Raw genomic sequence first — 22,845 nt, 5'->3', positions numbered from 1 at the left:
TCCGATCACACCCCACCAGCTCTACGAGGAAACACACTCACGACCGGCCAGGACTCCCGCTCGCGGTCACTATGTCATCGGTTCGGCTGGACCAAGGATGACCGAGGATGGGCAACGGGTTCGAGCCGTCCGTGCGCGCCTTCGCCCGCAGGTCGTCCTCGATCTGCTTAACCAGGCGGGACGGCAAGGAATGCGTGCTGAGCGCACGGAGGTCGTCCTTGAGCTCCTGATAAGCCTCCTGCGCCGCAGCATTCACGATGATCCGGCCGAGGGTCTGCTGCGTGGCCGCGACCTGTGCGAGCAACCAGCGCTTCTCGGACGACCGCGCCTTGCGGAACACGAGCACGACCGGTCTGCGCAACCGGTTCGCAAGCGTCTCGAGCACGTTGTCGCTGAGACCGATCCCGCGCGCATCCTCCATGAGGTTCAGCACCAACTCCGCCGCGACACGGGTTCGGCCGGAGTCAGCCAGGGTGGTGGCCGCTGTGCCCGCGAGCGCGAACACGCCACTGTCCGTCGGTGCTGCGGAAGCCAGCCGGCGCACCTCATCGAGGTCACCGCGTGTCGGGTCAGCCCGCGTCGCGAGCACCTGGATCAGCGCGCTGCGCGCCGCCTGAACCACTCCGCCGTCCTGGCTCCGATGTGTCGCCGTGAGCTGTGGTGGATCACCCTGAACCGCGACGTACGAGGAGAGCAGCGTGCGCGCCGGGCCGAACGGTGCGGCGTCCCGGCTGACCCATTTTCCGAGCAGCGTGAACAAGTTGGCCTTCGCGCGTGGGTCGGTGACGTGACGCAGGGACCCGAGCATCTCGTCCCAGCTGCGTTCCACCCGGTAGCCCGCGTTTTCGAGAGCCTGCCACAGATTCACCGCAGTCCTTTGCTGCCCGCCGTTGCCCGCGAGCAACCGGTCGAAGATCGGCATGAGGCCGTCGCCGTGCGCCATGAGCACCGGGTAGGCCCGCGGCCCCAGCAACTTGATCGCCTCCGTGATGTGCTTGGCTCCCTCGTCCTTTACCAGGTCGACGAGCAGCGAGAACAGCTGCGGAGCCGTACGGAGGTGGGCTCTGATCGCGCTGGACACCAGCTCTCGCGGCTGGCGGGGCAAGTCGGCAGGCCTGGACTTCACAGCGTCCAGGGCGGCTTGAGCCGTGCTGTGACCGGCAATCGCCGCAGGGATGAGGAACGCCACGAGTCCGTCTGGCCGGCGCCACAGATCCACGTCACCGGCCGCCTCGACGCCGGTGAGCACCTCCGTGATCCCGGCAGGAGTGAGCTCGGCGTTGACGAGCGACGCCCGCGCCACCGCTGCCCACATCTCCGGTCCCGGTTGTGGCCGGTTCGCGGGCGCGGGCAAGGACTCCAGCATGGCGGCAACGCGTCGCGCCAAGGCATCGGCCGCAGGCCCACCAATGCGGAGCAGCAGCGGGAACGGTCCTCTGCTGAGCTGGTGCGGAGCTCGGGGCGGTGCCATCCCGACGAGAAGGTCGATCGTGGGTTCGATCACCCGGTGCTCGGGTTCGAGGCGAGCGAGCACGAACGCTATTCCGACCAGCTCCGCAGCGGCGATCGCGTCCTCGTCGTTCACCTCGACTCGTCCGCGCACCTCTCGCACATGCGTGAGCCAGGGATGTTCCGCGCCGCCGCGCCAGTCGCGATGCAGCGAGAAGTCCTCATCGAACCACCAATGCGCCGCCAGCAACTGTCCAAGCGCCTCGCGGATGGCGCCGGCATCCCGGTCCTTTCCTTCCTGCCCCTGCGGGACGAGGTCGAGGAACTTGCGCAGCAGGCGCCCGTCACGGATGTGTTCCCAGCTCTCCGCCACAAGGCGAAGGATCAGCACACAAAGATCACGTCCATGCGACCGTTCACTGGCCACGCGGTAGAACCGCGCCAGCTGCCCGCCGGCGTACTTGGGGGCCGCGGTCGCGACCGCGGCATAAGTTCTCGGCAGCACATGATGCGTTGGGAAGATGTCAGGCCGATCTTTGATCACGTAGTTCGCGCAGCGGGCGTTTCGCAGGAAGGTGACGACTTCGTCCGGCGCCTGTGCCGCCAGCCGCTCCACCGCCTCCAGCACCGCCTGCCTGCACTCGTCGTTCTTCATGTCCCACACGGAACGGAGTTGGCCGAACAGTTCAGGAAGCCGCTTCTGCACCACCGTGGGCACGATGTACACGTACCTGCGCACGGCCGCAGGCCCAACGACCTTGAGCACGTCGGTCGGCAGCTCCTTCAAGTTCGGGTGGTGAGCGACGACCACCAGCCCGATGCTTGGCAGGCTGGAGCCGCCGGCGGTGATCAGCGTGTCGACGGCGCCGCGCACGGCGGCCTCGTACTGCGGCTGTCTGGCGAGGAGGACGAGCACCTGCTCGAGCACAGCGCCCGCGAACAGGTCGGCCGGGTTGCTCCTCATGTGCTCGACCAACCGATCCGCTGCGTGCTGCCCGTCCCTGGTGATCAGGCCCCAGGCCGCGAAGTACTCGAAGAGCGTCTGGTGGTTGAATTTGAGCACCTTGCCCTCACGTGACAGCACGCTCCGCCGAAGCAGGTGTTCCACCGCCGTGGCGAGCCCGATGGAAGCCTGCACCGGCCATCCGGCACCGATGGCCGCCGCGGCTTGCAGGAGCTCAGTCTCTTCGAGTTCAGGTTTCCCGTGCACGAGGAACGCCACCGCGCACTGCTCCACGGCGATCGAGAGGTCTTCTCCCGTCGCGAAACCGACCTCTGTTCGCTGGTCGGTCTGGACCTTGTGCTTGCGGTACCTGTCATACAGGCCGGAGATGTCGAGCTCGCTCATCGGGAACTCGTCGTCGTACATCTCGAACAGCATCCGCAGGTGCAGAGGACTCCGGCAGATCTCGTGCACGGGCAGCGAACGGGCGACGGCGTTCATGATCCGTTCGGCCCGTGCCGCCGGATCGCGCGGCGCCGCGTCCGGGCAGTACATCCGCGCGTAGTTGGTCACCGCGACGCGCAGCTCCGCGTTGTCGTACCGCTCCAGGTCGAAGGTCTTGCGCCGATCCCGCGACAACAGCGCGGCCTCACGAGGCCGGCAGGCGATCACGATCCGGGCCGCCGCGTCGTCAAGCATCGTGCACAGGGATTCCGTCGCGATCCGGTCCGCGACGCCGTGCAGCAACAGGTCGGCGGTGTCGAGCAGGATCACGGCGGTGTCGCCGGACAGACGGACGGCGTCGGCGGCACGCACGACCTGCTCCGCGGTCACCACCCGGTCCGAGGCAGGTTCGAGCGAGCTCGACGTTGTCAGCCACGCGGAGTTCACCAGCAAGGGTTCGACGCCGTGCAGCTTGCCCAACTGGTGGTAGAGGTCCCACAACATGGTGGTCTTGCCGATACCCGCCTCACCGGCGATCAGGATCCGTTCCTGACCAGGCCCCGTGAGCAGGTCGAGGATGTCCGCGGTGTACCGGAGCCGTTCGACGTGCAGGCCCTCGCTGAGCCGCCGCACGGTCCCGTCGCCGACCGGCGCGATGCCGACGACGTCCATGTCATCGGCCATCAGCTGTGAGTAGCGGCGCAACAGCCGCAGCTCGGAGGGCATCTCACGCTGTGGCGAAATCGGTGGAGCGGTATCGAGGTCTTCGGTAGCCGGCGGAGCAACCACGGGGTTCTCGGCGACCGGCTGTTGTGCGGTCGGTCGGACGAAGTTCTCCTGCATCCACTTCTGGAAGCCGGGACTCGCCCCATGCGCCGATGCGAACTCGGCGAACACTGCCTTGGCGTCCGACCGTCTTCCGTCGGCCGCGAGTGCCTCGATGCTCAGCTTCACCAACTGCTCATCACCGGGCCAGCGGCGCACGTACCGGGCCGCGAGGTCCGACGAGCCGTCGCGCCAACCGAGGGCTGACAGCCGTCGCAAGTGCAGGTGGCAGGCTTGGCGGTACTCCGTGTCCAAGGCCTGCCGGATGCCTATCACGAGCGGGCCGGTGAACGTCTTCGTAAGCCCCGCGAGCGGTGCGCCGCTGGTCTCCTCGATCGCCGCCTGGAGCAGATCGGCCGCAGCCCGGTCGTCTGGGTCGGCGCGAGCCTCGCTCACCTGTCTTCGGAAGCGGTGGTAGTCGACCGCGTCGGGATCAGCGATGTGCAGTCGTGTCTGCTGCCCTTCGAGCGGAGGCAGCCGAACGCGCTCGTCGAAGTTCGCCTCGATGATCTTGCGCAGGTTGCCGATCACCCGGTCGACGGGGTCACTTTCCAATTCCTTGGACCAGATCTCCAGGAGCCGAGTCTTGTTCGTCGGCCGGTCGAGGTCGGTCAACAGGACCGCGAGCAACGCTCTGCAGCTGGGCGTGATGTGGACGGGCTCGCCGGCGTCGTTGATCGCCTCGACCTTGCCGAAGATGCGGAACTCCACGGACGTGCACCACCCCTGTCGTCGCCATCGACGAATGAGTCATCGAACCAGAGACCCGCCCTGCGGGACTCCGAAGGACATACCGCCATCCAGGTGACAGCGAAATTGCCAGTGGATCAGCAGTCGATCCGCCACTTATTCCGCCAGTACCTCCCAGTGCACTCGCTACCAGCGCAAACACATGTAGCTGGGAGTCGGGATGGTCGCGGAGCGGCGGGGAGGCTGGGTGCTCGCACCCGGTCTTTCGGCTGCCGTTCCGTGGTCGACGTGGGTCGGCCGCAGGACCGTCTTGTTCATCGCGCAGCACCCCCAGTCAGCCACACGACTTGCCTACGACCTGCTCCCGCACCTGGAGGACCACGGCCAGATCGACGTCGTCTGGACGACACCCGACGAGGAGTACCGGCTCTGGGACTTCGACGGGTTCATGCGCAAGCTGGGCACGACCAGCGTGCCGTGGTGGCAAGCGGAGCAGACTCCCTACGATCTCATCGTCACAGCCTGCTACGGCGGCCTGGCCGACACCATCGGTCACAAGATCAAGTTGCCTCACGGGATCAACGCCGCGCGCTCGCGGAAGGGCCCCTTCGACGGGGAGGTGCATCACGACCTCACTCGCGCCAAGCTGATGAAGGGCGACGAGGTCGTGCCCTCCGCGCTCATGTTGTCGCACGAGAACGAACTCGATGTGCTCGCGGAGTCCTGTCCGCCTGCCGTGCCTCGCGCTGTCGTGGCGGGGTGCTTGTCGTTCGACCGGATGCTCGTGAGCCGCCACTTGCGGCGGAAGTACCGCCGCGCGTTGCGGGTCCGGCTCGGTCAGAAACTCGTGGTGGTCAGCACGACGTGGTCCCCGCACTCTCTGTGGGGCACGGACTTCACGTTCTTCGAGCGGCTGCGAGCCGCCTTGCCTTCCAGCAGGCACCGCATCGTGGCAGTCGTACATCCGTTCGTGTGGCTCCAGCACGCCGGCACCGTCCGCTCGCTGGTGCGCAAGGCACGCGAGATCGGCATCGGCGTGCTCCCGTACGACGAAGGGTGGCGGGCGGCACTCATCGCTGCCGACCTCGTGATCGGCGACCACGGGTCGGTGACCCAGTACGCGGCCGCACTGGGGATCCCGGTGCTGATGAACGCGAAGTCGCTGGACAACGTGCGCGAGAACAGCACGGCGGACGCGCTCGCGCAACGCGCGACGCTGCTTCGCCCCGGTGACTCCCTCCTGACCAAGGTGCGGGAGGCGATGAAGGCCGGTCCCGCGCTGGACTTCGGCGACCTGGCCGTGTCTAACCACGGACAGGCCCTCGACACCGTGCTGAACACCTGCTACTCGCTGCTGGAAGTGGACTCGCCCGAAATCCCCGCACGGGTCCAGGAACTGCCGATGCCCGTCTTGTTGGACTAGGCGCTCTTGAGTGACCCCAGCCGTTCACGTAGTCGATGTGCCCGTGGATGCCGCAACGCGGTGAGGAGCTCCAAGGCCTGCTCCCAGTACCTTCGCGCGGCGGTCCGGTCGCCGGCGAGCAGGGTCACGTCGCCGAGCTTCTCGACCACATCGACGCGCAACGCCGGAGCTGCAGGGTCGAGTGTCGCGAGGCCCTCGGTCATCTCTGCTATCGCGCGGTCGTACTGGTGCTGCCGCGCACGGGTCTCCCCCAGCCCGACCAGCGCCTGCGCCCGGCAGGTGTGGTCGGCGATCGACGTGGCCGTGCGGATCGCGCGTTCGAAGCAGTCAGCCGCCCCGGAGTCGTCGCCCAGGCCGGACAAGGCGTAGCCGAGTGCGCACAACACCAAGCCGATGCCACGCGGGTGGTGGTGCTGCTCGTTGAGGACCAGAGCACGGGAGTAGAACCCGACAGCGTCCTCCAGCCGTCCGTCGGAGTGCGCGATCCTGCCCAAGCTCTCCAGCGCAGTCGCCTGCGCCCGCCAGTCCTGCCCGTCACGCGCCCTCTCCCACGCCGGCTGCGCGGCGCGCAGAGCAGCGGCCGGATCACCCAGCCTCAGGTGAGCGGCCGCGAGGTGCACGAGCAACCGCGACTCCGCGACCGGATCGCCGAGCCTGCCTGCGGCGACCGCGCCGACCGCGCACGACTCGAGCCACTCGGGGTGAAAACCTCGGTACAAGAACAGTCCCCACATGGCATCACTGAGCTTCCAGGCGAGGTCGTCCCAACCGGACTCGGCAGCGGCCCGCAGGACCGCCATCAGGTTCGGGAGCTGCGTCTCCAGCCAGTCAAGGGCCTCCGCCGACGAGGTGAACCGCTGGGCTCGCGGAGTCAGGTAGTGCTCACCGAGGTGGAATCGCAACGAGGTCGCGACCAGGTCGGCGGTGACAGCCCGGTCCAGGTACCACTCCGCCATCGCCCGTAACGCCTTCTCACGGACCCATAGGTCATCATCACGCTCAGCGCGATCGCGGGCGTGCAGACGCTGCAAGTCATGCATCCGGTAGCAGTCCTCACCCACCTCCGCGAGCATGCTGGTCTCGACCAACACGTCCAGCATGTCCTCAGCCGCCTCGACGGACGCGCCCACCGCCGCCGCTGCCACCTCGCTGCCGAAGACCGCGCCGGGGTGCAGCGCCATCCGCCGGTACATGCGGGCCGCGGCCGGGTTCAGCTCGCGGTACGACACTTCGAAGACCGCCTCGACTGACACCTCGCCGTTCTCCAGCACGAGCGCGCCGAGCCTGCGCCGGTCGTCGGTGAGCTCCCGCACCATGCGGCCGACCCGCCAGCGAGGTCTCGTCACCAACCGCGCGGTCGCGACCCGAAGTGCCAGGGGCATGCCGCCGCACAGTTCGGCCAGCCTCCGCACCACACGAGGTTCCTCAGTCGCTGCCCGCTCGCTGCCCAAAGTGCGCACGACAAGTGCTGTCGCGTCGTCCTCGCGCAACAACGACAGCGGCAGAACTCGAGCCCCGCTCAACACCATGCCGCCCAGGTGGGATCTGCTGGTGATCACTACAACGCTGTCCCCCGCCCCTGGCATCAGCTGTTGTATTTGAGCCGTCGACGCCACGTCGTCCAACAGCAGCGCGATCGACCGTTCCGCAGTGATCGACCTGAACAGGGCGCTTCGCTCCTCCAGCTCCGCAGGAACCTCGGTCGCGGGCACGCCCAATCCCCTGAGCAACCTCCCCAGCACCCTGCCGGGTTCAGCCGGTCCCTGCGGCCCGAACGCGCTCAGGTCCGCGTACATCTGGCCGTCGGGGAACTGATCGGCCCGTTCACCGAGCCACTTCAGCGCGAGAGCCGTCTTCCCGATACCTCCGGGGCCGACGATAATGACCACGATCAGCCCGCTGACATCTGCGGCCACGTCGTCCAACGCCGACAGCTCCTCTTCCCGCCCGGTGAACCCGGCCGGAATCGGAGGCAACTGTTGCAGGGAGTACTGCCGTGTGCTGGGGTGGACGTGCACGTCGCCCTTAATCAGCTTCGCTTGGAAAACCGTGCCGTGCACAGATCCGATCACGCGGTTCCCGCCTTGGACATGCTGGTCGCCCATCGGCACCTCCCCGAGCGAAGCCGGAGCTTCGGAGTATGCGCACCGAAGGATCGCCGGCGACCAGATGATCACCACTTCTCACCTGATCGTCGCACCGCCCGTCACTCAGCGTGGGACCTCAGTTCGTGGCTTCGTCACCGCCCGCCGGCTGGAGGACGGTGCTCGGACAGGCTTGACGAACCCAGGCATTCTCAGCGCGGACCGCGGCGGCTTCACCTGCGTGACCGCAGCGTTGAACACATGCCGCGCTTTGACGGCGTGCTGGACCAGTGGACCTACGAGAAGAACGAGGAGCAGCAGGCTGACCGGGTCCGTGGCCCCCTTCGGAGTCGGTTCGGCCAGGGTTTTGAAGTCGCCCAACTCACTCGCTCGGCCGCGACCAGTTTCTCCTGAATTTCCGCTCTAACGGCACTCGTGAGCTCCTGATCGCCAACCGCATGCAGGGCTCGCCCGATACGGGTGCGCCATTTCCTCAACCAGGATGTACGGCCGCATAGGAGAGAGCCCTGCTTGACAGGCAGATGGATTCCGTCGGATGGTCGAGCAGCTCGGCAAACGCATCTCGCTGGCCCTGCCGACGCTAGTCTTCGTTGTCCGGCTTGACGATATCCTTATCGCTCGCTAGATGGGCAGGTCGCAAACCGATCACTAGGGACAGCGCTCGACACCGCAGACCAAGATCACAGAGCGCGCCCCAAAGAGCACTTGTAAGACACCCTGAACTGCGATGACAGCACGACTAGACCAATAAGCACCTCCGCCGCGACCGATGCCCCGCCCTAAACCGGTAGTAAATTCAGTAGCTGAAACAGCCAGCTACGAGCGAGATACCAGAAGACCCCACGAGACGCAATCAGATCACTCACGCAGGTCAGAACAGAAATAGCGAGACAGACCGAACCACCTGAAACTCGACAGGATCCGTTCACACCGAAGAGGTCACTGGTTCGATCCCAGTATCGCCCACAGTGTGTTTTACCTAGTCAGACGGCCTGCCGATGATTTCATCGGCGGGCCGTTTGCGTTGCATTGGGAGCAAATTGGGAGCACGGGCTCCAGAACACATTTGCGATACCTAAACGTTCACACCGCTTCGTCCAGTCCTTCCATGATCCAGGCCCACCCGCCATCCTCTTCCCAACGGCGCTGCAGCTGCTCCAACATCCTGCCGATCATGGCGTCCGTCACATGCGAATACCGGTCGTGGACCTCCTTGCGCTTGTGTCCCAGCCGTTCGAGGCGCAGCACGTGCGGCACGCCATCCTCGATGAGCCACGTCTCATGCGTGTGGCGCAGATCGTGGAAGTGCATCCCTTCCTTGAGCGGAGCCCAGCCGAGAGCTTCGTTGCCAGCAAGAGCCGGCAACCAGACGCGCTGCCGGAAGTTGGACCGTCGCCGCAATGCACCCCGCGCACCGGGGAACACGAACCTCGAGTCGGGGTTGCGCTCATGGTGTGCACGCAACTCGTTCACGAGGAACGGCGGCAGGTGAACGTCGCGCACGCTGGCCGGGGTCTTCGGCGGACCGAGAACAAGCTGCTGCCCACGAACCTCATGCAGCGCACCGAACTCCGGATCCACCGCGATGCGCGGGTCCGAATCCAAGTAGATCCTGATCCACTGCAGCCCAGCCAGCTCACCCCACCGCAGACCGGTATAGGCGCCGGTGATCGTCAGCAGCCCGTCATCGGGATTGGCGCCCTGTGCTCGCTGTACTGCCACAACCCGCCCGTACGCCGCTCGGTCCTGGGCGCTGGCCTGTGTGGTGCCCGGCATGGTCGGCGGCCTCGCCGTCGCCCTGTTGACGGCCGCACTCACCACCAACGCGGCCGTCCTGGTCGCTGTCGGCGCCGTCATGGCCGCCGTGCAGAAGGCCGTCTGCGACGCCACCCGCATCGGTCCACCCGCGAATGTGGCGCTCACCTTCATCAGCTCAACCGCCCTGTTCCTGCCGCAGACTCCCGGCCAGGTCCCCGGCCACATCGGTCTGGCACTGGTGGCGGGTGTCTGGGCCTGGCTGGTCTGCATGGCGCCCGGTCTGTTGCGCCCTCACGGCCCCGAGCGCCGCGCCACCGCCAATGCCCTCGAAGCGGTCGCCGCGTACGCCGCCACGTGCGGCGAACCAGAGGGTCAGGTCAAGGCTCGTACGGTCGCAGCAGCAGCCGTCCAGACCGCCTGGCAATGCCTGCTGGTCTCCAGGGACCGCACCGACCTCACCCGCCGCTGCCTCGAACAGCTCGTCGTCCGTGCCGAGGGCGCATTCACCGCGCCTGCGGACGCGGACCCGCAGCGTCTGCTGGCATGGGCGCGCGACTTGCGCGGGTCTGGTCCGGTCCCGCACCTCGGTCCTCTGCTGCCAGCGGACGACGAACTCCTCGGCGTGGACGCCGAGATGACCGCACCGCACCCGCCGTGGTGGAGCAGGCTCAGCCCGCTCGTCCCGATCGCGGTGCGCACAGCCTTCGGCTGCGCCCTTGCCGGATACGCGTCCCTCGCCCTCGGAGTCAGCTACCCGTACTGGGCCCTGGTCACCGCCGCCTCGCTGTACCAGGCCGACCTCTCGCTCACCTGGCGACGAGGGGTCGAGCGGGTCATCGGCAACATCATCGGCGTCCTCGCCTTCGCCGCGATCGTTCCGATCGCCCACTTGCATCCGACGGCCCTCGTGCTGTGCTTCCTCGCATTCTGCTTCGCCGGTGCGGCGCTGATCGGCCCCAACTACTGGCTCCACACGGTCTGCGTCACCCCGATGGCTCTGTTCATCGCCGAGTTCGCGCAGACACAGGACTCCGGTCAACTGATCACCGAACGGATCGTGGACACGCTTGTCGGCGCGCTCGTCGGCTTCGTCGCAGCTGTGGCGGTCACCAACCGGCGCGCGGGCGATCGCCTCGAGCACGCGCTCACCACCGTCGAGCACGCCCGCGAGACCACTGCAGGTCTCCTCGCCGAGTCGCAACCCGCTTCCAGAGCCCTGGATGCCTCCCGACGTCGCCTCGCCGCCGCGCTCGTCGAACTGCGTGCCTGTGCCGACACCGCGGCCGGCGAGTGGTGGCTGCGGCTTTACGAAGCCAGGGGCTGATATCCCTCGACCAGGACACGGCCACCACCGCGCGGAACATGCAGACGTGACCGCACCTCAGGGATCCAGTCACGCGTCGAGCGCCCGGCGTTTCCGGTGCCGGGGCGCTATCCGAGGCTCTCCGTGCTGGGCACGACCACGTACTGCCGCAGATGCAGGTCGCGGAAGCTCACCGGGCCGCGCGGACCGGGAACTCGGTCGATGTTGATACCGGTTTCCGGCAGTCGCAGCAGCTTAAAGCCGTCCAGCAGTCGCGTCGTGGAATTCCAGAAAACCCCCGAGCCGCCGTAGGCATCGATGAACTCGGTCGCGGCCGCCGGGTCGTCGGTCGCGATGGCGGCGGCCAGCCCGGACGTTTCCTCGTTCGCGATCCGAGCCGCGTCCAACGGCCCCTCGGCGGCGTCGATCGTCACGGTCGCCGCTCGCTCGGAGTCGAGTGCCCACTCGAATCCACGTGGGTGGGTGTGCGGCGGAAGTGAAGCGGTGATGCCCAGGCTGTCCAGCAGCGAAAGAATGCCTGGCAGCCGTTCGTCGTACCCAGACCGGTCGATGAGCAGCAGATTGAGCCGGTTGCACACGCCCAGGCGGTCGAGTCCCTCGCTGATCAGCTCGTGCACGGTTTTCTCGTCCGCGGCCGAATGCACGTACAGGACCCCGCCGCCGTCGGCATGGGCGAGGGTCCGCACGCCGTGGCGTGCGCCCTCGCGGCCGAGTTCGCGGGTGCTGTCGCCGCTCCCACGCAGGATGACGAGCGGGATGAGTTCGGGTAGTGCCACCAATGCGTAAGCGGCCGAGCGGTCGTCGCTGGGCACCAGCTGGATGGCGTCCGGGTCCAGCCCCGCCTCGCCGAGCGCCGGTGCGATCACCTGGTTCACCAGGGCCTGAGACGAGCCGAGCGCGGCCGATCCGGTGCGGAGCACGCCCGCGTTGCGCGACTTGAGCAACTGGGACGCGATGTCGAGGGTGACGTTCGGGCGCGCCTCGAAGTTGGCGCCGATGACACCGACCGGTCGCCTGCGCTCCAACAGGGTGAGACCGTCTGGGCGCACCTCGACAACCGTGTCCCGCGGCTCGTGCGCGGTGTCCGCCAGCGTGCGCAGCTCCGCAGCCATGGCCTCCAGCCGCGGCGCGGTCAGCCGCAGGCGATCCTGAAGGGCGGGCGACATGCCTGAGGTGACGGCCGCCGCGAGGTCCTCCTCATTGGCGGACATGAGTGCCGGCTGCGCCGACTCCAAGCGCTCCGCCATGCCTCGCAGCGCCGAGTCGATCTCGATATCCGTAGCACGTACGAGGCTCGTTCCGCCTTGCCTTGCCCGAGTCGCACAAGCACGAACGACACTTGCGGAAGCGGATCCTCGGTAGCTCTCGTCGCTGGTCATGGGTCTCCCTCTCGCGGTCGGGACACCGCAGCAAACTGACTCCACCTAGCGCCAGGATTGTAGCATTGTTCAACAATACTACGAGGCGCAGGTGGTGTTGCGGGGGCGCTGAACATCGGATTTCAGACAACGGTGCGCATACCGGCCCATGAGCCTTGTGACCACTGCGGAGAGCGAGTTGCCCGCCTGGTCAACCGGTCCCGGCGCGGTGGGCGGACCTGAAACCACCAGGCGTTGTGCCGGTCTGCCGGGTGAAGAACTTGCCGAAGTTGGTGGGCTCACTGAATCCGAGCCTGCGCGCGATGGCCGCCACCGGGTCGTCGGTGTGCGCCAGCAGCCGCTGCGCCTCCAGGGCAACGCGGCCGTCGATGACGTGCTTCACGGACTGTCCGGTGGCGGCCGTGCACGCACGGGTGAGGGTCTTGACGGAGTAGCCGAGCCGCTGGGCGTAGTCCTCGGCACGCCGGACCGTGGCGTAGGAGCGTTCGAGCTCGGTGCGGAACCGGGCGTAGACCTCGCCGCCCGCATGCGGCTGGTCGCTCTTGGGCAGGCGGTCGACGTGCAACAGCAGCGCGGCGAGGATGAGCCGAAGGATCTCTGGCGAGACCGCGTCCGGCGGGCGGGTGAACTCGGCGCGCAGCTGACTGAGCAACGTCGACAGCGTGGCGTAGGCCGGGCTGACGCCCAGCTGCCAGCAGACCGGGCCGTACCACTCGCTGGTCAGGTGCTCGGCGCCGCTGAAATCAGGCGGGAAGGCCGGGGTGAACATCAGGTGGATGCCGTTGGACGTGCCGAGATCGCCGAACCGCTGCACCTGCCCCGGCCGGACCCACAGCAGCGTGCCCGGCCGGCAGGGGTAGGTCACGAAGTCGACGGTGCGCGTGCCGGTCCCATCTGTGACCAGAGTGAGGGTGTGGAAGTCGACGCGGTGCAGCCCGCCCGGCTGCCGTCGCCGCATCCGTTCGTGCAACGCGGCCAGGTCGGTGATCTCGAAGCCGGGAACTCCCGCGTCCGGCGGGTTGAAGCCGAGGCTGGTGATCGGCTCGTCCTGCATCACACCTCCGTGTCCGATTCTGACCATGGCGAGTCTGCAGGACATCTCGCTCGCCTGCGCAAGCGGGGACGAAAGTAGGGGCCATCACCGCGGCAGGGCACCGCCACACCAGAGGAGACCGGCATGAACGGGACGATCACGATCATCGACAAGGGCGCTGTCCGCATCCACAGCTACATGGCGCCGGACACCAGCGTGAACGTCACCACCCAGCTGATCGAGACTCCCTCGCGGATCATCGCCGTCGACGCGCAGTTCGTGCTCGCCTACGCCGACGAGGTGGTCTCCTACGTCGAGGGACTCGGCAAGCCGCTGGACCGGGTGATCGTCACGCACGCACACCCCGACCACTACAACGGCGTGGCCCGCTTCGGCGCGCCGGTGCACGCTCTGGCGGTCGTCCGCGACCAGATCATCGCCCGCGGCGACAGCCAGGACCCGACCGGTGCGATCATCCCGCTCACCGACGTCACGCCGACGGTCGAGATCGTCCCTGGCGCCGAGATCATCGACGGCGTGCCGTTCGTCTTCGAGACCCTCTCCGGCGGTGAGGCACCCGACCAGTTGGTGATCAAGCTGCCGGACCACGGCGTGCTCGTCGCGCAGGACCTCGTCTATCACGACATCCACCTGTACCTGGGCAACAACGACATCGCCGGCTGGCAGCGCGCGGTCGAACAGTTGGCCGGCGAACCCGGCTACGACACCGTCCTCGCCGGCCACGGCCTGCCCACCGGTCCCGAGGTCTACACCGAGCTGCTCGCGTACCTGGCCGACGCCCGCGAACTGCTGGGCGACGACGGCGAGGCGTACAAGAAGGCGATCGTCGACCGCCACCCCGGCTACCGCGGCTCGTTCGTGATCGACATCGCCAACCGGTACCTCTTCGCCGGCGGCCACGTGTGACCGGTGTCAGCGGCGCCAGGGCAGGTCGCGTGCCGGGCGGTCGGGGCCGGAGAGTCCGGACAGGACGATCTCGCAGACCTCCCCGAACACCCGGATCTGCTCGGCGTCCAGCCGGTCGAAGACCGCGGCCCGGACGGTGGCCACATGACCGGGCGCGGCTCGCTCCAACGTGGACAAGCCGGCCTCGGTGACGATGGCGAGCTGGCCACGCCGATCGTCCGGATCACCCTCGCGGCGCACCAGGCCGTCATCGGCCATCCGACTCACGGTGTAGGACAACCGGCTGCGGGCGACTTTCAGGGCTTCGGCGAGATCGGTCATGCGCAGCCTCCCGTCCGGAGCCTCGGAGAGGAAGACCAGTACGGAGTAGTACAGGTGGCTGATCCCGGCGTCACGACGGAGCCGCTGGTCGAGCGTGTCCTCCATGAGGAGGGTCAGTGACCGGTAGGCGCGCCAGGCGCGCTGTTCCTCGTCGTTCAGCCAGCGGGTCTCCATGTGACCAGCCTAGCAGTTTGTACAAATTTGAAGTACTTCCTTGAAATTTGAAGTACCTGCCCTTAGGCTCGGATGTGCTTCAAATTTGCAGAACTTTGAAGGAGTGAGCATGAGCGACCTGACCTTCACCGTCTTCGACCTGGACTTCCCCGTGGGGTCCCGGAACAAGACAGCCACCCTGGTCACCGGAGAGAACGAGGCCCTGCTGGTGGACACCGGGTTCACCCGCGCCGACGGCCACCGCCTGGTCGCGGCGGTGCTCGACTCCGGCAAGACGCTGACGACGGTGTTCATCAGCCACGGCGACCCCGACTACTACTTCGGTGCCGAGGTCGTCGCCGACGCCTTCCCCGACGCGCGGTTCGTCGCGACGCCGCAGGTCATCGAACACGTCCAGCACTCCTACGAGGGCAAGCTCAAGGCGTGGTCCGCACTCGGCGCGAACCTGCCCACCCGGCTCGTCGAGCTGACCCCGCTGACCGGCGACCTCGACCTGGAAGGCCACCGCTTCGAGCTCAGGGGCGGCCCGGCCGAGCTGCCCGACCGGCACTACCTGTGGCAGGCCGACGCACAGGCGGTCCTGGGTGGCGTGCTGATCTTCGGCCAGGAGCACGTCTGGGTCGCCGACACGCCGAAGCCCGAGCAGCGCGCCTCCTGGATCGGCCTGCTCGACGAGATCGCCGCCCTGGACCCGCAGCTGGTCGTCCCCGGCCACCGTCTCCCCGAGGCGCCCGCCGACGCCTCCGCCATCAGCGGCACCCGCGAGTGCCTGCTCGCGTTCGAGGAGGAGTTCGCCGCGGCCGCCGACGGCGCGGCGCTGACCGAGGCGCTGGTCAAGCGCTACCCGGACCACGGCATGCTGATCGCGGCGCAGATCGGCGCGAAGGTCGCCAAGGGCGAAATGAGCTGGGGCTGATGAGCGACTTCGCCACCTCCGGCGCGCCCGCCGACGTCGTGCGCCGGCAGTACCTCGCCTCCGCATCAGGTGATCTCGACGCCCTGCGCGCGACCCTCGCGCCGGACGTCGAGTGGACCGAGATGGCCGGCTTCCCTCTCGCCGGCACCTACCGCACGCCCGAAGGCGTCACCACCAACGTCATGGAGAAGCTCGGCCAGGACTGGGACGGCTGGGCCGCGCACGACGACACCTACGTCGTCGACGGCGAGAACGTCGTGGTCCTCGCCCGCTACACCGCGGTGAACAAGGCGACCGGCAAGCCGATCAACGTCCGCGTCGCCCACCACTTCGTCGTGCGCGGCGGCCTCATCGTGCGGTTCGAACAGTTCGTCGACACCGCACTCGTCCGTGACGCGATGAGCTGAGGAACGGAACCACCATGTCCCCGACCGTTCTGCTGGTCCACGGCGCCATGCACACACCCTGGATCTTCGAGCCACTCCGCGAGCGGCTGACGGCGCTAGGCATCGCCTCGGCCGCCGTGCAGCTGCCCAGCAGTCACCCCGACAGCGCCGCGACCAAGGGGCTGACCGAGGACGTCGCCGCGGTGCGCGCCGCGATCCGGCAGGTGGGCGGTCCCGTCGTGCTCGCGGCCCACTCCTACGGCGGAGTCCCGGCCACCTGGGCCGCGGCCGACAACCCTGACGTGGCCGAGCTGGTGTATCTGGCCGCGTTCGCGCTGGATCCCGGGATGTCGATGATGACCTGGATGGGCGGCGACTTCCCGCCCTCGTGGTTCCACTCCCCCGACGGCCTGGCCGTCAAGGTGGGCGATCCCGAGGAGTCGATCTTCAGCGGCGTGGATCCCGTGCTGACGGCCGCCGCCGTCGAACGACTGAACTGGCAGGGTCTCGGCGCCTTCACCGAGGAGCTCGGCGCCACGCCGACCGGCCTGCCGGTGACCTACGTCGTCGCCACGGAGGACCCCGCACTGCCACCGGCGGTCCAGGTGCAGTGGGCCGCTCGCGCCGACCACCGCGTCCACGTCCCGTCCGGGCACTCGCCGCACCTGTCCCACCAGAACGAGGTGGCCGCAGTCCTCGCGGACGCGGTCACCCGTGCGAAAGGAGAATGATCATGCGGATCGCCGTCATCGGTGCCGGGAAAATGGCTCGCGGCATCGCCACCCGCCTGCTCTCCGGTGGGCACACCGTGGCCATCACGGCCAGGGACATCACTCAGGCCAAGGCCCTCGCCGCAGATCTGACCGGCGACGTGCGCACCGGTGACGACACGGTGGTGGACGACGCCGAGATCGTCGTCCTGGCCGTGCCGTTCGCCGTCGCCGAGGAACTCGCCGCCTCGTACGGCCCGCGACTGAACGGCAAGATCGTCGTGGACATCAGCAATCCGGTGAAGCCGACGCTCGACGGGCTCGTCACCCCGCCGGGCACCTCGGCCGCCGCGGCGATCGCGCAGGCCGCCGGCGACGGCGCGCGGGTCATCAAGGCGTTCAACACGACGTTCGCGTCGACGCTGATCGCGGGCGAGGTCGCCGGCACGCCGCTGGACGTCTTCATCGCCGGTGACGACGAGACCGCCCGCAAGCAGGTCGCGGACCTGGTCGCCGGCAGCGGGCTGAACCCGGTCGACGTCGGCCCGCTCGAGTGGGCGCGGGCGTTGGAGGGCTTCCAGCTCCTGCACATGTCACTCCAGCTGCGCGACGGCGGCCACGGCTGGGGCAGCACCATCAAGATCGTCGCACCCTGAACCCCACGAAGATGTCCATCGAACACGAAGCACAGCCGCTCGCGCCGGAACGCCACCCGGCGATCCGGCGCGGACTGCCACTCGTCCTCATCCTGGGCTCGCTGACCGCGCTGGCCCCGCTGACCATCGACCTCTACCTGCCCGCCCTGCCGCTGGTGAGCCGTGATCTGCAGGACTCACCGGCGACCACCCAGCTCACTTTGACCGCGTTCATGGCCGGACTGGCACTCGGGCAACTGGTCATCGGCCCCCTGAGCGACGTTCTCGGCAGGCGGCGCCCACTGCTGGCCGGCGTGATCGGGTACGTCCTGGCGAGCATCGCGTGCGTCGTCGCCCCCAGCACCGAACTGCTCGTCGGCGCACGCCTCGTCCAGGGGCTGGCCGGAGCCGCCGGCGTCGTCATCGCCAGAGCCGTCGTCCGCGACCTGTACGGCGGCATCGCGGCAGCACGCCTGCTGTCCTCGCTGATGCTGGTGGCGGGCACCGCCCCGGTCGTCGCCCCTGTCCTGGGCGCCCAGTTGCTGCGCCTGTCGTCGTGGCGGGGCATCTTCCTGGCCCTGACGCTGCTGGGTCTCGTCATCGTGGTCGCCACGGCGGCGTTGCTCCCGGAAACCCTCCCGCCCACGCGCAGGCAGCGCGGCGGCCTGGGCACCACCCTCCGCACGATGCTCGGCCTGCTGCGCGACCGGACGTTCACCGGCTACCTGCTGACCGGCAGCCTTGGGTTCGCGGCCCTGTTCGCCTACATCGCCGGCTCGTCGTTCGCCCTGCAGGAGGTCTACGGCGCCTCCGCGCAGACGTACAGCCTGCTGTTCGCCCTCAACTCCATCGGCCTGGTCGCCACCGGGCAGCTCACCGGCAAGATCCTGATCGGACGGTGGCCCACCCGCCGCATCGTGGCGATCGGGCTGGTCCTGTTGTGTGCCGCGGCGGCGGTTCTGCTCCTGCTCACGATCGTCCACACCGGACTGCCCTGGGTCGCCGTGCTTCTGTTCGTGGTGGCCTGCCCCGTCGGCCTGGTCCTGCCCACCACCACCGCCCTCTGCCTGCAACGTGCCCCGCACGCCGCCGGGAGCGCCTCCGCGCTGCTGGGCACGACCCAGTTCCTGCTGGGATCCTTCGCGCCCGCGCTGACAGGCCTCGGCAACCAGTCCACGGCATCGCCCGTGGCCGCCGCCGTGCTCGGTCTCGCAGTCGCCGCGACCGGCTGCTTTCTCGTCCTGTGCCGCCCCTTCCACCCGGCGGAGGACCTCAAGTGACTGTTCACGCAAGTCGGTGAACGCGACCTGGCCCGCCTCTGAGGCGGGCAGGTCGCGGAACTGGTGTACGTCGCGGCCTTCGCGTTGGAGCCAGACACCTCGATGATGGAGTGGATGAGCGGGTCTCACCCCGATGAGGTGGCCATCGTTCTCGCCGAAGCTGTGGCACGGGCTCCCGCGGGTTCTGCGGGGTGCAGCCGTTGTTGCGGACGAACCTGTCACGCAGTGCCCTTCCTGCCGAGATGCCCAGCACTCCGTCGTTGACGCCGTGCATGGCCAGGTAGGCGATCGGCTGGGTGCCGCCGCCGCATCCGCTGATCTGCCCGCCGGCGTACACGGCGACCGCGCGGAAGACGTTCGGACGCGCACACGCCAGCGCGAAACTCATGCCACCGCCCCAGCTGAAGCCCACGGCGAAGCGCCTGCTCGTTTCGACGCAGAGGTCGCCCTCGATTCGCCTGAGCATGTTGTCGACGAACGTCACGTCCTCGCCGCCGGCGTTGCCCCACCCGTTGCCCAGCCCCTGAGGCGCGACGAAGATGGTGCTGTTGTTCGACAACCTCAAGAGCCCGTAGTACTGCCAGTACTGCGGGTTGACGGTCCGGCCGGTGGCCACGTCGGTGGCGGTGCCGCCCCTCCAGTGGAATCCGAAGACGATCCGGTAGGGCGTGTTCCTGTTGTAGTTGTCCGGAAGCTTCAGGATGAAGCTGCGGTTCTTGCCGTTGCTGGAGATCGTGTGCGTGCCGTTCCCCAGCGTCGGGGTCTTGCCACAGCCCGCGCTGGCCGCGGTGGCGCCCACCTCCGCGGGCGCCGCCGCCGCGCCCGCGGACTGCCCCGCGCCGACCGACGAGACGACGAGAAGCGCCGTCACCGCCGCCGCCTTGAAGAACGATTTGTACTTGGCCATTACCTGGTTCCTCTCAGTTGCCGAGCTGGGGAATGCGGCCGGAGAACGTCAGCTTCACGACGTAGGCCGGTGCGCCGAACGGGGCGCTGGACGACGGCATGGTGATCTGCAGGGCCGAACCGGTCTGGGTGCGGCCGGGCAGGTTGATGTACGAGCCGGCGTGAATCCAGCGTCGTGGCGAGCTTGCTGACGATCATCACGCCGAGCTCACCGTGCGCGTGCTCGGGGAAGGTGACCGAGTATCCGGCGGCGGTGAAGGCCTCGGCCAGGAACATGCTTCCCGCGGTGGCCTTGGTTTCGGTCAGCACCAGGACTTCCTCTGGGCGAGCGGCGAGCCATCGCAACTGCCGGCGAGCGCGATCGATCGACGGTGCGCCCACGTTGACGGTGAGCAGCCTCAGCGACCGCTGCCACCGAACGGGGCGGCAGCAGACGGGTGAACGGGCACGGCCGCAGTGGCGGATACCGCCCGGTCGAGGCGGCCGTCGAAGACGTCAGCGTGCTCGCGCCGGCAGGTGAAGCCTTCCTAACAACCTGGCGGATGACGTCAGCCCTGTACGACCCCGGACATTCGGTTGATCAAATCTGAGCTGGTGTAGTGTTGATTTTGCCGGGAACACCTCGTACGTGGGCGGTCAAGCTCACGTCGTACTCGGCGAAAACCGAACCGGCCGTTTCCGGCCAGGGACGGGAGTCCCGGCATGATGTCGGCATCCCACCTTCCCATCTCGCCACCGTCCGGCTACGCCTCCGAGCGGTCACGGCTTTCGCCACGCACATTGCTCGCCGATCTGGGCGGCGTCCTGTGGCTGGGCTACTACCACCTCGTCGACCGCTGGCGGCGGATCCGCCTGGACGGGAAGGTCTCACGACCTGTGCACACCATCGACCTGGCCATGTTGGGCGGACATCGCCGCGCAGTCCCCGTGCGCAGCGGCCACGCCGAGGTGCACGTGCTGAGTTTGCGCCGTTCCCTCGCGCACCGGTCGCGTTGACCATTCGCTCACACCCTCCACAGTGGAGCGTTCACGGCCGCCAGCCCGAAAGTCCCGCTTCGTGGCCGCACTTACGGCAGTTTCGCGACGGATTCGAGACTGTCCGTGATGACGAGGTCCTCGCAAGGGCCAGGTGTCCACACGTCCCCGTCACCCCAGAACACGCAGCAGTCCAACGGTTCGGATCATCAACACTGACAAGGCCGAACACGCAGCGGGCACTACCCGGTCTCCGGCCCGGCCTGCCCTCAGTTCTGGGCGGGGAAAGTGAATCCCTTGACGAACAACCAGATCGGGAGGATCAGCTCGAAAATGCCGCCTGGGACCAGTGCGATGAGCCCGACACCTTGTGTCACATCGACGATGTCGAACATGTCCAGCACACACCCCACCAGCAGCGCTGGATAGCTGACCAGGCCGAGGATTGCCAGCGGGCGCGGGATCAGCCGCGATCGGTACAGCAGCACGGCCATGCACGTGCCGGCCGCCGTGGTGACCAGATAGATCAGCAGAGTGGCCGCGCTGTACTGCGCCCGCAGCAGGGCACCAAGACTCGTCGAAGTGGCACCGTCGACGGTGCCATCGCGCACCCCGGCGCCGAGTTCGAGCATCAGAAGCGGGACTGCCAGGTAGAACAAACTCGCGGCGAGCTCCGCGACCCGGAACCCGACGTGTGCCAGGGCCAGCGACTCACCGTGGCGTTTCAGCAACGGAAACAGCAGGACCGCGATACCCACCACCCCGAACTGACCGGCCAGCAGAGACGCACCGACGGCCAGGCTTCCGGTGTCGGCGGACGCACCGGCCAGGAAATCCGGCCGGCTCAGCACTCCGCCGATGAGCGTGTCCGCGAAGATGAACGCGATGGTGGCGATGAGGAAGAGCAACCCGACGAGGGTTGCGGTCTTCCTGGTCGAGGCGGTCGTCGGCGCACTCTGCTGCATCGCCCCATCGGAGACGGCCGGCACGAGGGGCTTCTCGGGTGCTGACATGGCATTCGCTCTCTCTATTCAGTTGATTCGCTGACAGTGAGCCGGCTACCCCGGATCACGAGCCACAACGCCAACAGGAATTCACCGACGAACGTGAACGAGGCGACATCGGCCCAGGAGTGCCGGGAGAGCATCACGCCGAAGCTGTCGATCACGTAGCCCAGTCCCGCGACAACGAGCAGAGCACCCAGAAGCCTTGGTACATAACCTGATCGCCAGGCCAGGTAGCCGAGGAGAAGCAGGTGCGACCCGAACAGGCCGAGACCGGCCATCCACAGGTCGTTGAACGCGGTGAGTTCCAGCAGTGCCAGGGCGTGCAACTGGTCCCTTCCGAACACCGCGAGGTAGGAGTCGCCGCCGAACAGGCGCAGTCCTCTGAGGAGCTGGCCGACCGCCACCATGAAAACCGCCGTGTAGACCAGCCTGAACGCCGCCGCGAGCATCGAGAGGTTCCTGCTCGCAGGGCTGAACACGCGGTACAGACCCCACGCCACGACGACGTCGAGCGCGATTACCACGAAGACACACGCGACAGCGAGCCGGAACAGGCCGGTGGACTCCGTGATGTGCACGGCTGTCTGCGCCGGATCCCCCTTGACCACCAGTCCGTCCAGCGCGACGAACTTGGCGAAGCCCGCCAGCGCGGACATCAGCAACAGCCCGGCTCCTGCCGCGACACTCGCGTGGCGAAAGGCCCGATCTCCTTCGTCCTCCGGCGAGGTGGAACGCCCGGACGGACTTCGGGTGCGGCTCGTCATCGAGGTTCCCCAGCCTCCGGCGAACTTCGGCCGTCAGCGCGGCCAGGTCGTCCACTCAGGACGCCGGCCAGACACACGAGAACTTGGAACCGGCTGCAGTGACAATCCCGGCAGAGTCGGCGAACGGCGCTCAACCCCCGTGACATGTCAGCCGGCGCCGTGAGCGGAAACATCTCGGCGGCCTCCCTCGACGCGTCAGCAACTCGACGCTTGCGCCGCCAAGGTCCGGAGCGGATGTCCGACACATCCCGATCCACCGCGTCAAGCCGATGCGGTCCGGCAGATGGCGCGGCCGGTGGGATGCCTTGCCAGCGTAGAACTCCTCGACATCCACCGAACAGGGCCGATGAGGTGACTGCGACCAACCTGCCGTCCGGATGTGGTTATCCGGTGCAACTGGGGACTGCCGGGACGCCGGCGGGCGCCCGGGCCGGGAGGATCTCGCACCGGGCCCGGCAGCCGGTAGCCTCG

At 67.8% G+C, this 22,845-nt stretch carries 20 protein-coding genes; 10 read left to right on the top strand and 10 right to left on the bottom strand.

What is annotated here, in order from left to right; genetic code table 11:
• Positions 1–37 precede the first annotated feature (37 nt).
• Positions 38–4,372 carry an AfsR/SARP family transcriptional regulator gene (locus B0F77_RS04785; protein WP_143466563.1) on the bottom strand — a complete coding sequence of 1,445 codons (4,335 nt, stop codon included), beginning with the start codon at positions 4,370–4,372 and terminating at the stop codon, positions 38–40.
• Between the two features lie 199 nt (positions 4,373–4,571).
• Between B0F77_RS04785 and B0F77_RS04780 the strand changes: the two genes are divergently transcribed.
• The gene (locus B0F77_RS04780) at positions 4,572–5,774 is read left to right on the top strand and encodes a hypothetical protein (RefSeq protein WP_086661541.1); all 1,203 of its coding nucleotides are present in this window, start codon (positions 4,572–4,574) and stop codon (positions 5,772–5,774) included.
• Here B0F77_RS04780 and B0F77_RS04775 read toward each other — a convergent pair.
• Positions 5,771–7,879 carry a tetratricopeptide repeat protein gene (locus B0F77_RS04775; RefSeq protein ID WP_143466562.1) on the bottom strand — a complete coding sequence of 703 codons (2,109 nt, stop codon included), beginning with the start codon at positions 7,877–7,879 and terminating at the stop codon, positions 5,771–5,773. The genes B0F77_RS04780 and B0F77_RS04775 overlap by 4 nt on opposite strands.
• A 240-nt stretch (positions 7,880–8,119) precedes the next feature.
• Here B0F77_RS04775 and B0F77_RS47695 point away from each other — a divergent pair, with 240 nt between their 5' ends.
• On the top strand, positions 8,120–8,272 hold the full coding sequence (locus B0F77_RS47695) for a hypothetical protein (RefSeq protein WP_158102599.1): 153 nt from the start codon (positions 8,120–8,122) through the stop codon (positions 8,270–8,272).
• 690 nt (positions 8,273–8,962) lie between these two features.
• Here B0F77_RS47695 and B0F77_RS48895 read toward each other — a convergent pair.
• Entirely contained in the window at positions 8,963–9,655 is a 693-nt protein-coding gene (locus B0F77_RS48895; protein ID WP_211293660.1) for a tyrosine-type recombinase/integrase, read from the bottom strand.
• On the opposite strand from B0F77_RS48895, the gene B0F77_RS04765 reads away from it, so the two are divergent.
• Positions 9,654–10,961 carry an FUSC family protein gene (locus tag B0F77_RS04765; protein WP_211293659.1) on the top strand — a complete coding sequence of 436 codons (1,308 nt, stop codon included), beginning with the start codon at positions 9,654–9,656 and terminating at the stop codon, positions 10,959–10,961. The two genes, B0F77_RS48895 and B0F77_RS04765, sit on opposite strands and share 2 nt — an antisense overlap.
• A 107-nt stretch (positions 10,962–11,068) precedes the next feature.
• Here B0F77_RS04765 and B0F77_RS04760 read toward each other — a convergent pair whose 3' ends face one another.
• Positions 11,069–12,340: an aldehyde dehydrogenase family protein gene (locus B0F77_RS04760; RefSeq protein WP_086661539.1), complete on the bottom strand. Its 1,272-nt coding sequence runs from the start codon at positions 12,338–12,340 to the stop codon at positions 11,069–11,071.
• Positions 12,341–12,530: 190 nt separating this feature from the next.
• Complete coding sequence (locus B0F77_RS04755; protein WP_211293658.1) at positions 12,531–13,394, bottom strand: helix-turn-helix domain-containing protein; 864 nt, start codon at positions 13,392–13,394, stop codon at positions 12,531–12,533.
• 123 nt (positions 13,395–13,517) lie between these two features.
• Between B0F77_RS04755 and B0F77_RS04750 the strand changes: the two genes are divergently transcribed.
• Positions 13,518–14,300 (top strand): MBL fold metallo-hydrolase, encoded by a 783-nt coding sequence (locus tag B0F77_RS04750; RefSeq protein WP_086661537.1) that lies wholly within the window; start codon positions 13,518–13,520, stop codon positions 14,298–14,300.
• Between the two features lie 6 nt (positions 14,301–14,306).
• Here B0F77_RS04750 and B0F77_RS04745 read toward each other — a convergent pair whose 3' ends face one another.
• The gene (locus B0F77_RS04745) at positions 14,307–14,795 is read right to left on the bottom strand and encodes a MarR family winged helix-turn-helix transcriptional regulator (RefSeq protein WP_086661536.1); all 489 of its coding nucleotides are present in this window, start codon (positions 14,793–14,795) and stop codon (positions 14,307–14,309) included.
• 109 nt (positions 14,796–14,904) lie between these two features.
• On the opposite strand from B0F77_RS04745, the gene B0F77_RS04740 reads away from it, so the two are divergent.
• The 5 genes from B0F77_RS04740 to B0F77_RS04720 are packed head-to-tail and all read left to right on the top strand — an operon-like array spanning position 14,905 to position 18,722.
• Positions 14,905–15,711, top strand: a complete 807-nt coding sequence (locus B0F77_RS04740; RefSeq protein WP_086661535.1) for an MBL fold metallo-hydrolase — start codon at positions 14,905–14,907, stop codon at positions 15,709–15,711.
• Positions 15,711–16,118, top strand: coding sequence for a nuclear transport factor 2 family protein (locus B0F77_RS04735; protein ID WP_086661534.1), 408 nt, complete (start codon positions 15,711–15,713; stop codon positions 16,116–16,118). Before B0F77_RS04740 ends, B0F77_RS04735 begins: the two co-directional genes overlap by 1 nt.
• Before the next feature lie 14 nt (positions 16,119–16,132).
• Positions 16,133–16,828, top strand: coding sequence for an alpha/beta fold hydrolase (locus B0F77_RS04730; RefSeq protein WP_086661533.1), 696 nt, complete (start codon positions 16,133–16,135; stop codon positions 16,826–16,828).
• 2 nt (positions 16,829–16,830) lie between these two features.
• A complete protein-coding gene (locus tag B0F77_RS04725; protein ID WP_086661583.1) occupies positions 16,831–17,463 on the top strand; it encodes an NADPH-dependent F420 reductase in 633 nt (210 codons plus the stop codon).
• Between the two features lie 11 nt (positions 17,464–17,474).
• On the top strand, positions 17,475–18,722 hold the full coding sequence (locus tag B0F77_RS04720) for a multidrug effflux MFS transporter (RefSeq protein WP_086661532.1): 1,248 nt from the start codon (positions 17,475–17,477) through the stop codon (positions 18,720–18,722).
• 4 nt (positions 18,723–18,726) lie between these two features.
• Here B0F77_RS04720 and B0F77_RS04715 read toward each other — a convergent pair whose 3' ends face one another.
• Positions 18,727–19,629 (bottom strand): CE1 family esterase, encoded by a 903-nt coding sequence (locus B0F77_RS04715; RefSeq protein ID WP_211293657.1) that lies wholly within the window; start codon positions 19,627–19,629, stop codon positions 18,727–18,729.
• Entirely contained in the window at positions 19,629–19,937 is a 309-nt protein-coding gene (locus B0F77_RS49635) for a hypothetical protein (protein ID WP_245847830.1), read from the bottom strand. The genes B0F77_RS04715 and B0F77_RS49635 overlap by 1 nt, the downstream gene beginning before the upstream one ends.
• A gap of 393 nt (positions 19,938–20,330) precedes the next feature.
• Between B0F77_RS49635 and B0F77_RS04705 the strand changes: the two genes are divergently transcribed.
• The gene (locus B0F77_RS04705; protein ID WP_143466561.1) at positions 20,331–20,624 is read left to right on the top strand and encodes a hypothetical protein; all 294 of its coding nucleotides are present in this window, start codon (positions 20,331–20,333) and stop codon (positions 20,622–20,624) included.
• Positions 20,625–20,872: 248 nt separating this feature from the next.
• Here B0F77_RS04705 and B0F77_RS04700 read toward each other — a convergent pair whose 3' ends face one another.
• Together B0F77_RS04700 and B0F77_RS04695 are read right to left on the bottom strand one after the other, a co-directional pair.
• Positions 20,873–21,616, bottom strand: coding sequence for a DUF4386 domain-containing protein (locus tag B0F77_RS04700; RefSeq protein ID WP_086661530.1), 744 nt, complete (start codon positions 21,614–21,616; stop codon positions 20,873–20,875).
• A 14-nt stretch (positions 21,617–21,630) separates the two neighbouring features.
• The gene (locus tag B0F77_RS04695) at positions 21,631–22,374 is read right to left on the bottom strand and encodes a DUF4386 domain-containing protein (RefSeq protein ID WP_086661529.1); all 744 of its coding nucleotides are present in this window, start codon (positions 22,372–22,374) and stop codon (positions 21,631–21,633) included.
• Between the last annotated feature and the right edge of the window lie 471 nt (positions 22,375–22,845).

Source organism: Lentzea kentuckyensis, assembly GCF_002150765.1.
Classification (GTDB): Bacteria; Actinomycetota; Actinomycetes; order Mycobacteriales; family Pseudonocardiaceae; genus Lentzea; species Lentzea kentuckyensis.
Note: the sequence above shows the minus strand (reverse complement) of the source record. Positions and strands in the feature narration are given on the sequence as shown.

Bases quoted from the DNA above. Each gene is read 5' to 3' on its own strand.
- B0F77_RS04780 (WP_086661541.1), top strand. From the start codon at position 4,572: ATGGTCGCGGAGCGGCGGGGAGGCTGGGTGCTCGCACCCGGTCTTTCG.
- B0F77_RS04775 (WP_143466562.1), bottom strand. From the start codon at position 7,879: ATGGGCGACCAGCATGTCCAAGGCGGGAACCGCGTGATCGGATCTGTG.
- B0F77_RS47695 (WP_158102599.1), top strand. From the start codon at position 8,120: ATGCCGCGCTTTGACGGCGTGCTGGACCAGTGGACCTACGAGAAGAAC.
- B0F77_RS04765 (WP_211293659.1), top strand. From the start codon at position 9,654: ATGGTCGGCGGCCTCGCCGTCGCCCTGTTGACGGCCGCACTCACCACC.
- B0F77_RS48895 (WP_211293660.1), bottom strand. From the start codon at position 9,655: ATGCCGGGCACCACACAGGCCAGCGCCCAGGACCGAGCGGCGTACGGG.
- B0F77_RS04760 (WP_086661539.1), bottom strand. From the start codon at position 12,340: ATGACCAGCGACGAGAGCTACCGAGGATCCGCTTCCGCAAGTGTCGTT.
- B0F77_RS04755 (WP_211293658.1), bottom strand. From the start codon at position 13,394: ATGCAGGACGAGCCGATCACCAGCCTCGGCTTCAACCCGCCGGACGCG.
- B0F77_RS04750 (WP_086661537.1), top strand. From the start codon at position 13,518: ATGAACGGGACGATCACGATCATCGACAAGGGCGCTGTCCGCATCCAC.
- B0F77_RS04745 (WP_086661536.1), bottom strand. From the start codon at position 14,795: ATGGAGACCCGCTGGCTGAACGACGAGGAACAGCGCGCCTGGCGCGCC.
- B0F77_RS04740 (WP_086661535.1), top strand. From the start codon at position 14,905: ATGAGCGACCTGACCTTCACCGTCTTCGACCTGGACTTCCCCGTGGGG.
- B0F77_RS04735 (WP_086661534.1), top strand. From the start codon at position 15,711: ATGAGCGACTTCGCCACCTCCGGCGCGCCCGCCGACGTCGTGCGCCGG.
- B0F77_RS04730 (WP_086661533.1), top strand. From the start codon at position 16,133: ATGTCCCCGACCGTTCTGCTGGTCCACGGCGCCATGCACACACCCTGG.
- B0F77_RS04725 (WP_086661583.1), top strand. From the start codon at position 16,831: ATGCGGATCGCCGTCATCGGTGCCGGGAAAATGGCTCGCGGCATCGCC.
- B0F77_RS04720 (WP_086661532.1), top strand. From the start codon at position 17,475: ATGTCCATCGAACACGAAGCACAGCCGCTCGCGCCGGAACGCCACCCG.
- B0F77_RS04715 (WP_211293657.1), bottom strand. From the start codon at position 19,629: ATGGCCAAGTACAAATCGTTCTTCAAGGCGGCGGCGGTGACGGCGCTT.
- B0F77_RS04705 (WP_143466561.1), top strand. From the start codon at position 20,331: ATGATGTCGGCATCCCACCTTCCCATCTCGCCACCGTCCGGCTACGCC.
- B0F77_RS04700 (WP_086661530.1), bottom strand. From the start codon at position 21,616: ATGTCAGCACCCGAGAAGCCCCTCGTGCCGGCCGTCTCCGATGGGGCG.
- B0F77_RS04695 (WP_086661529.1), bottom strand. From the start codon at position 22,374: ATGACGAGCCGCACCCGAAGTCCGTCCGGGCGTTCCACCTCGCCGGAG.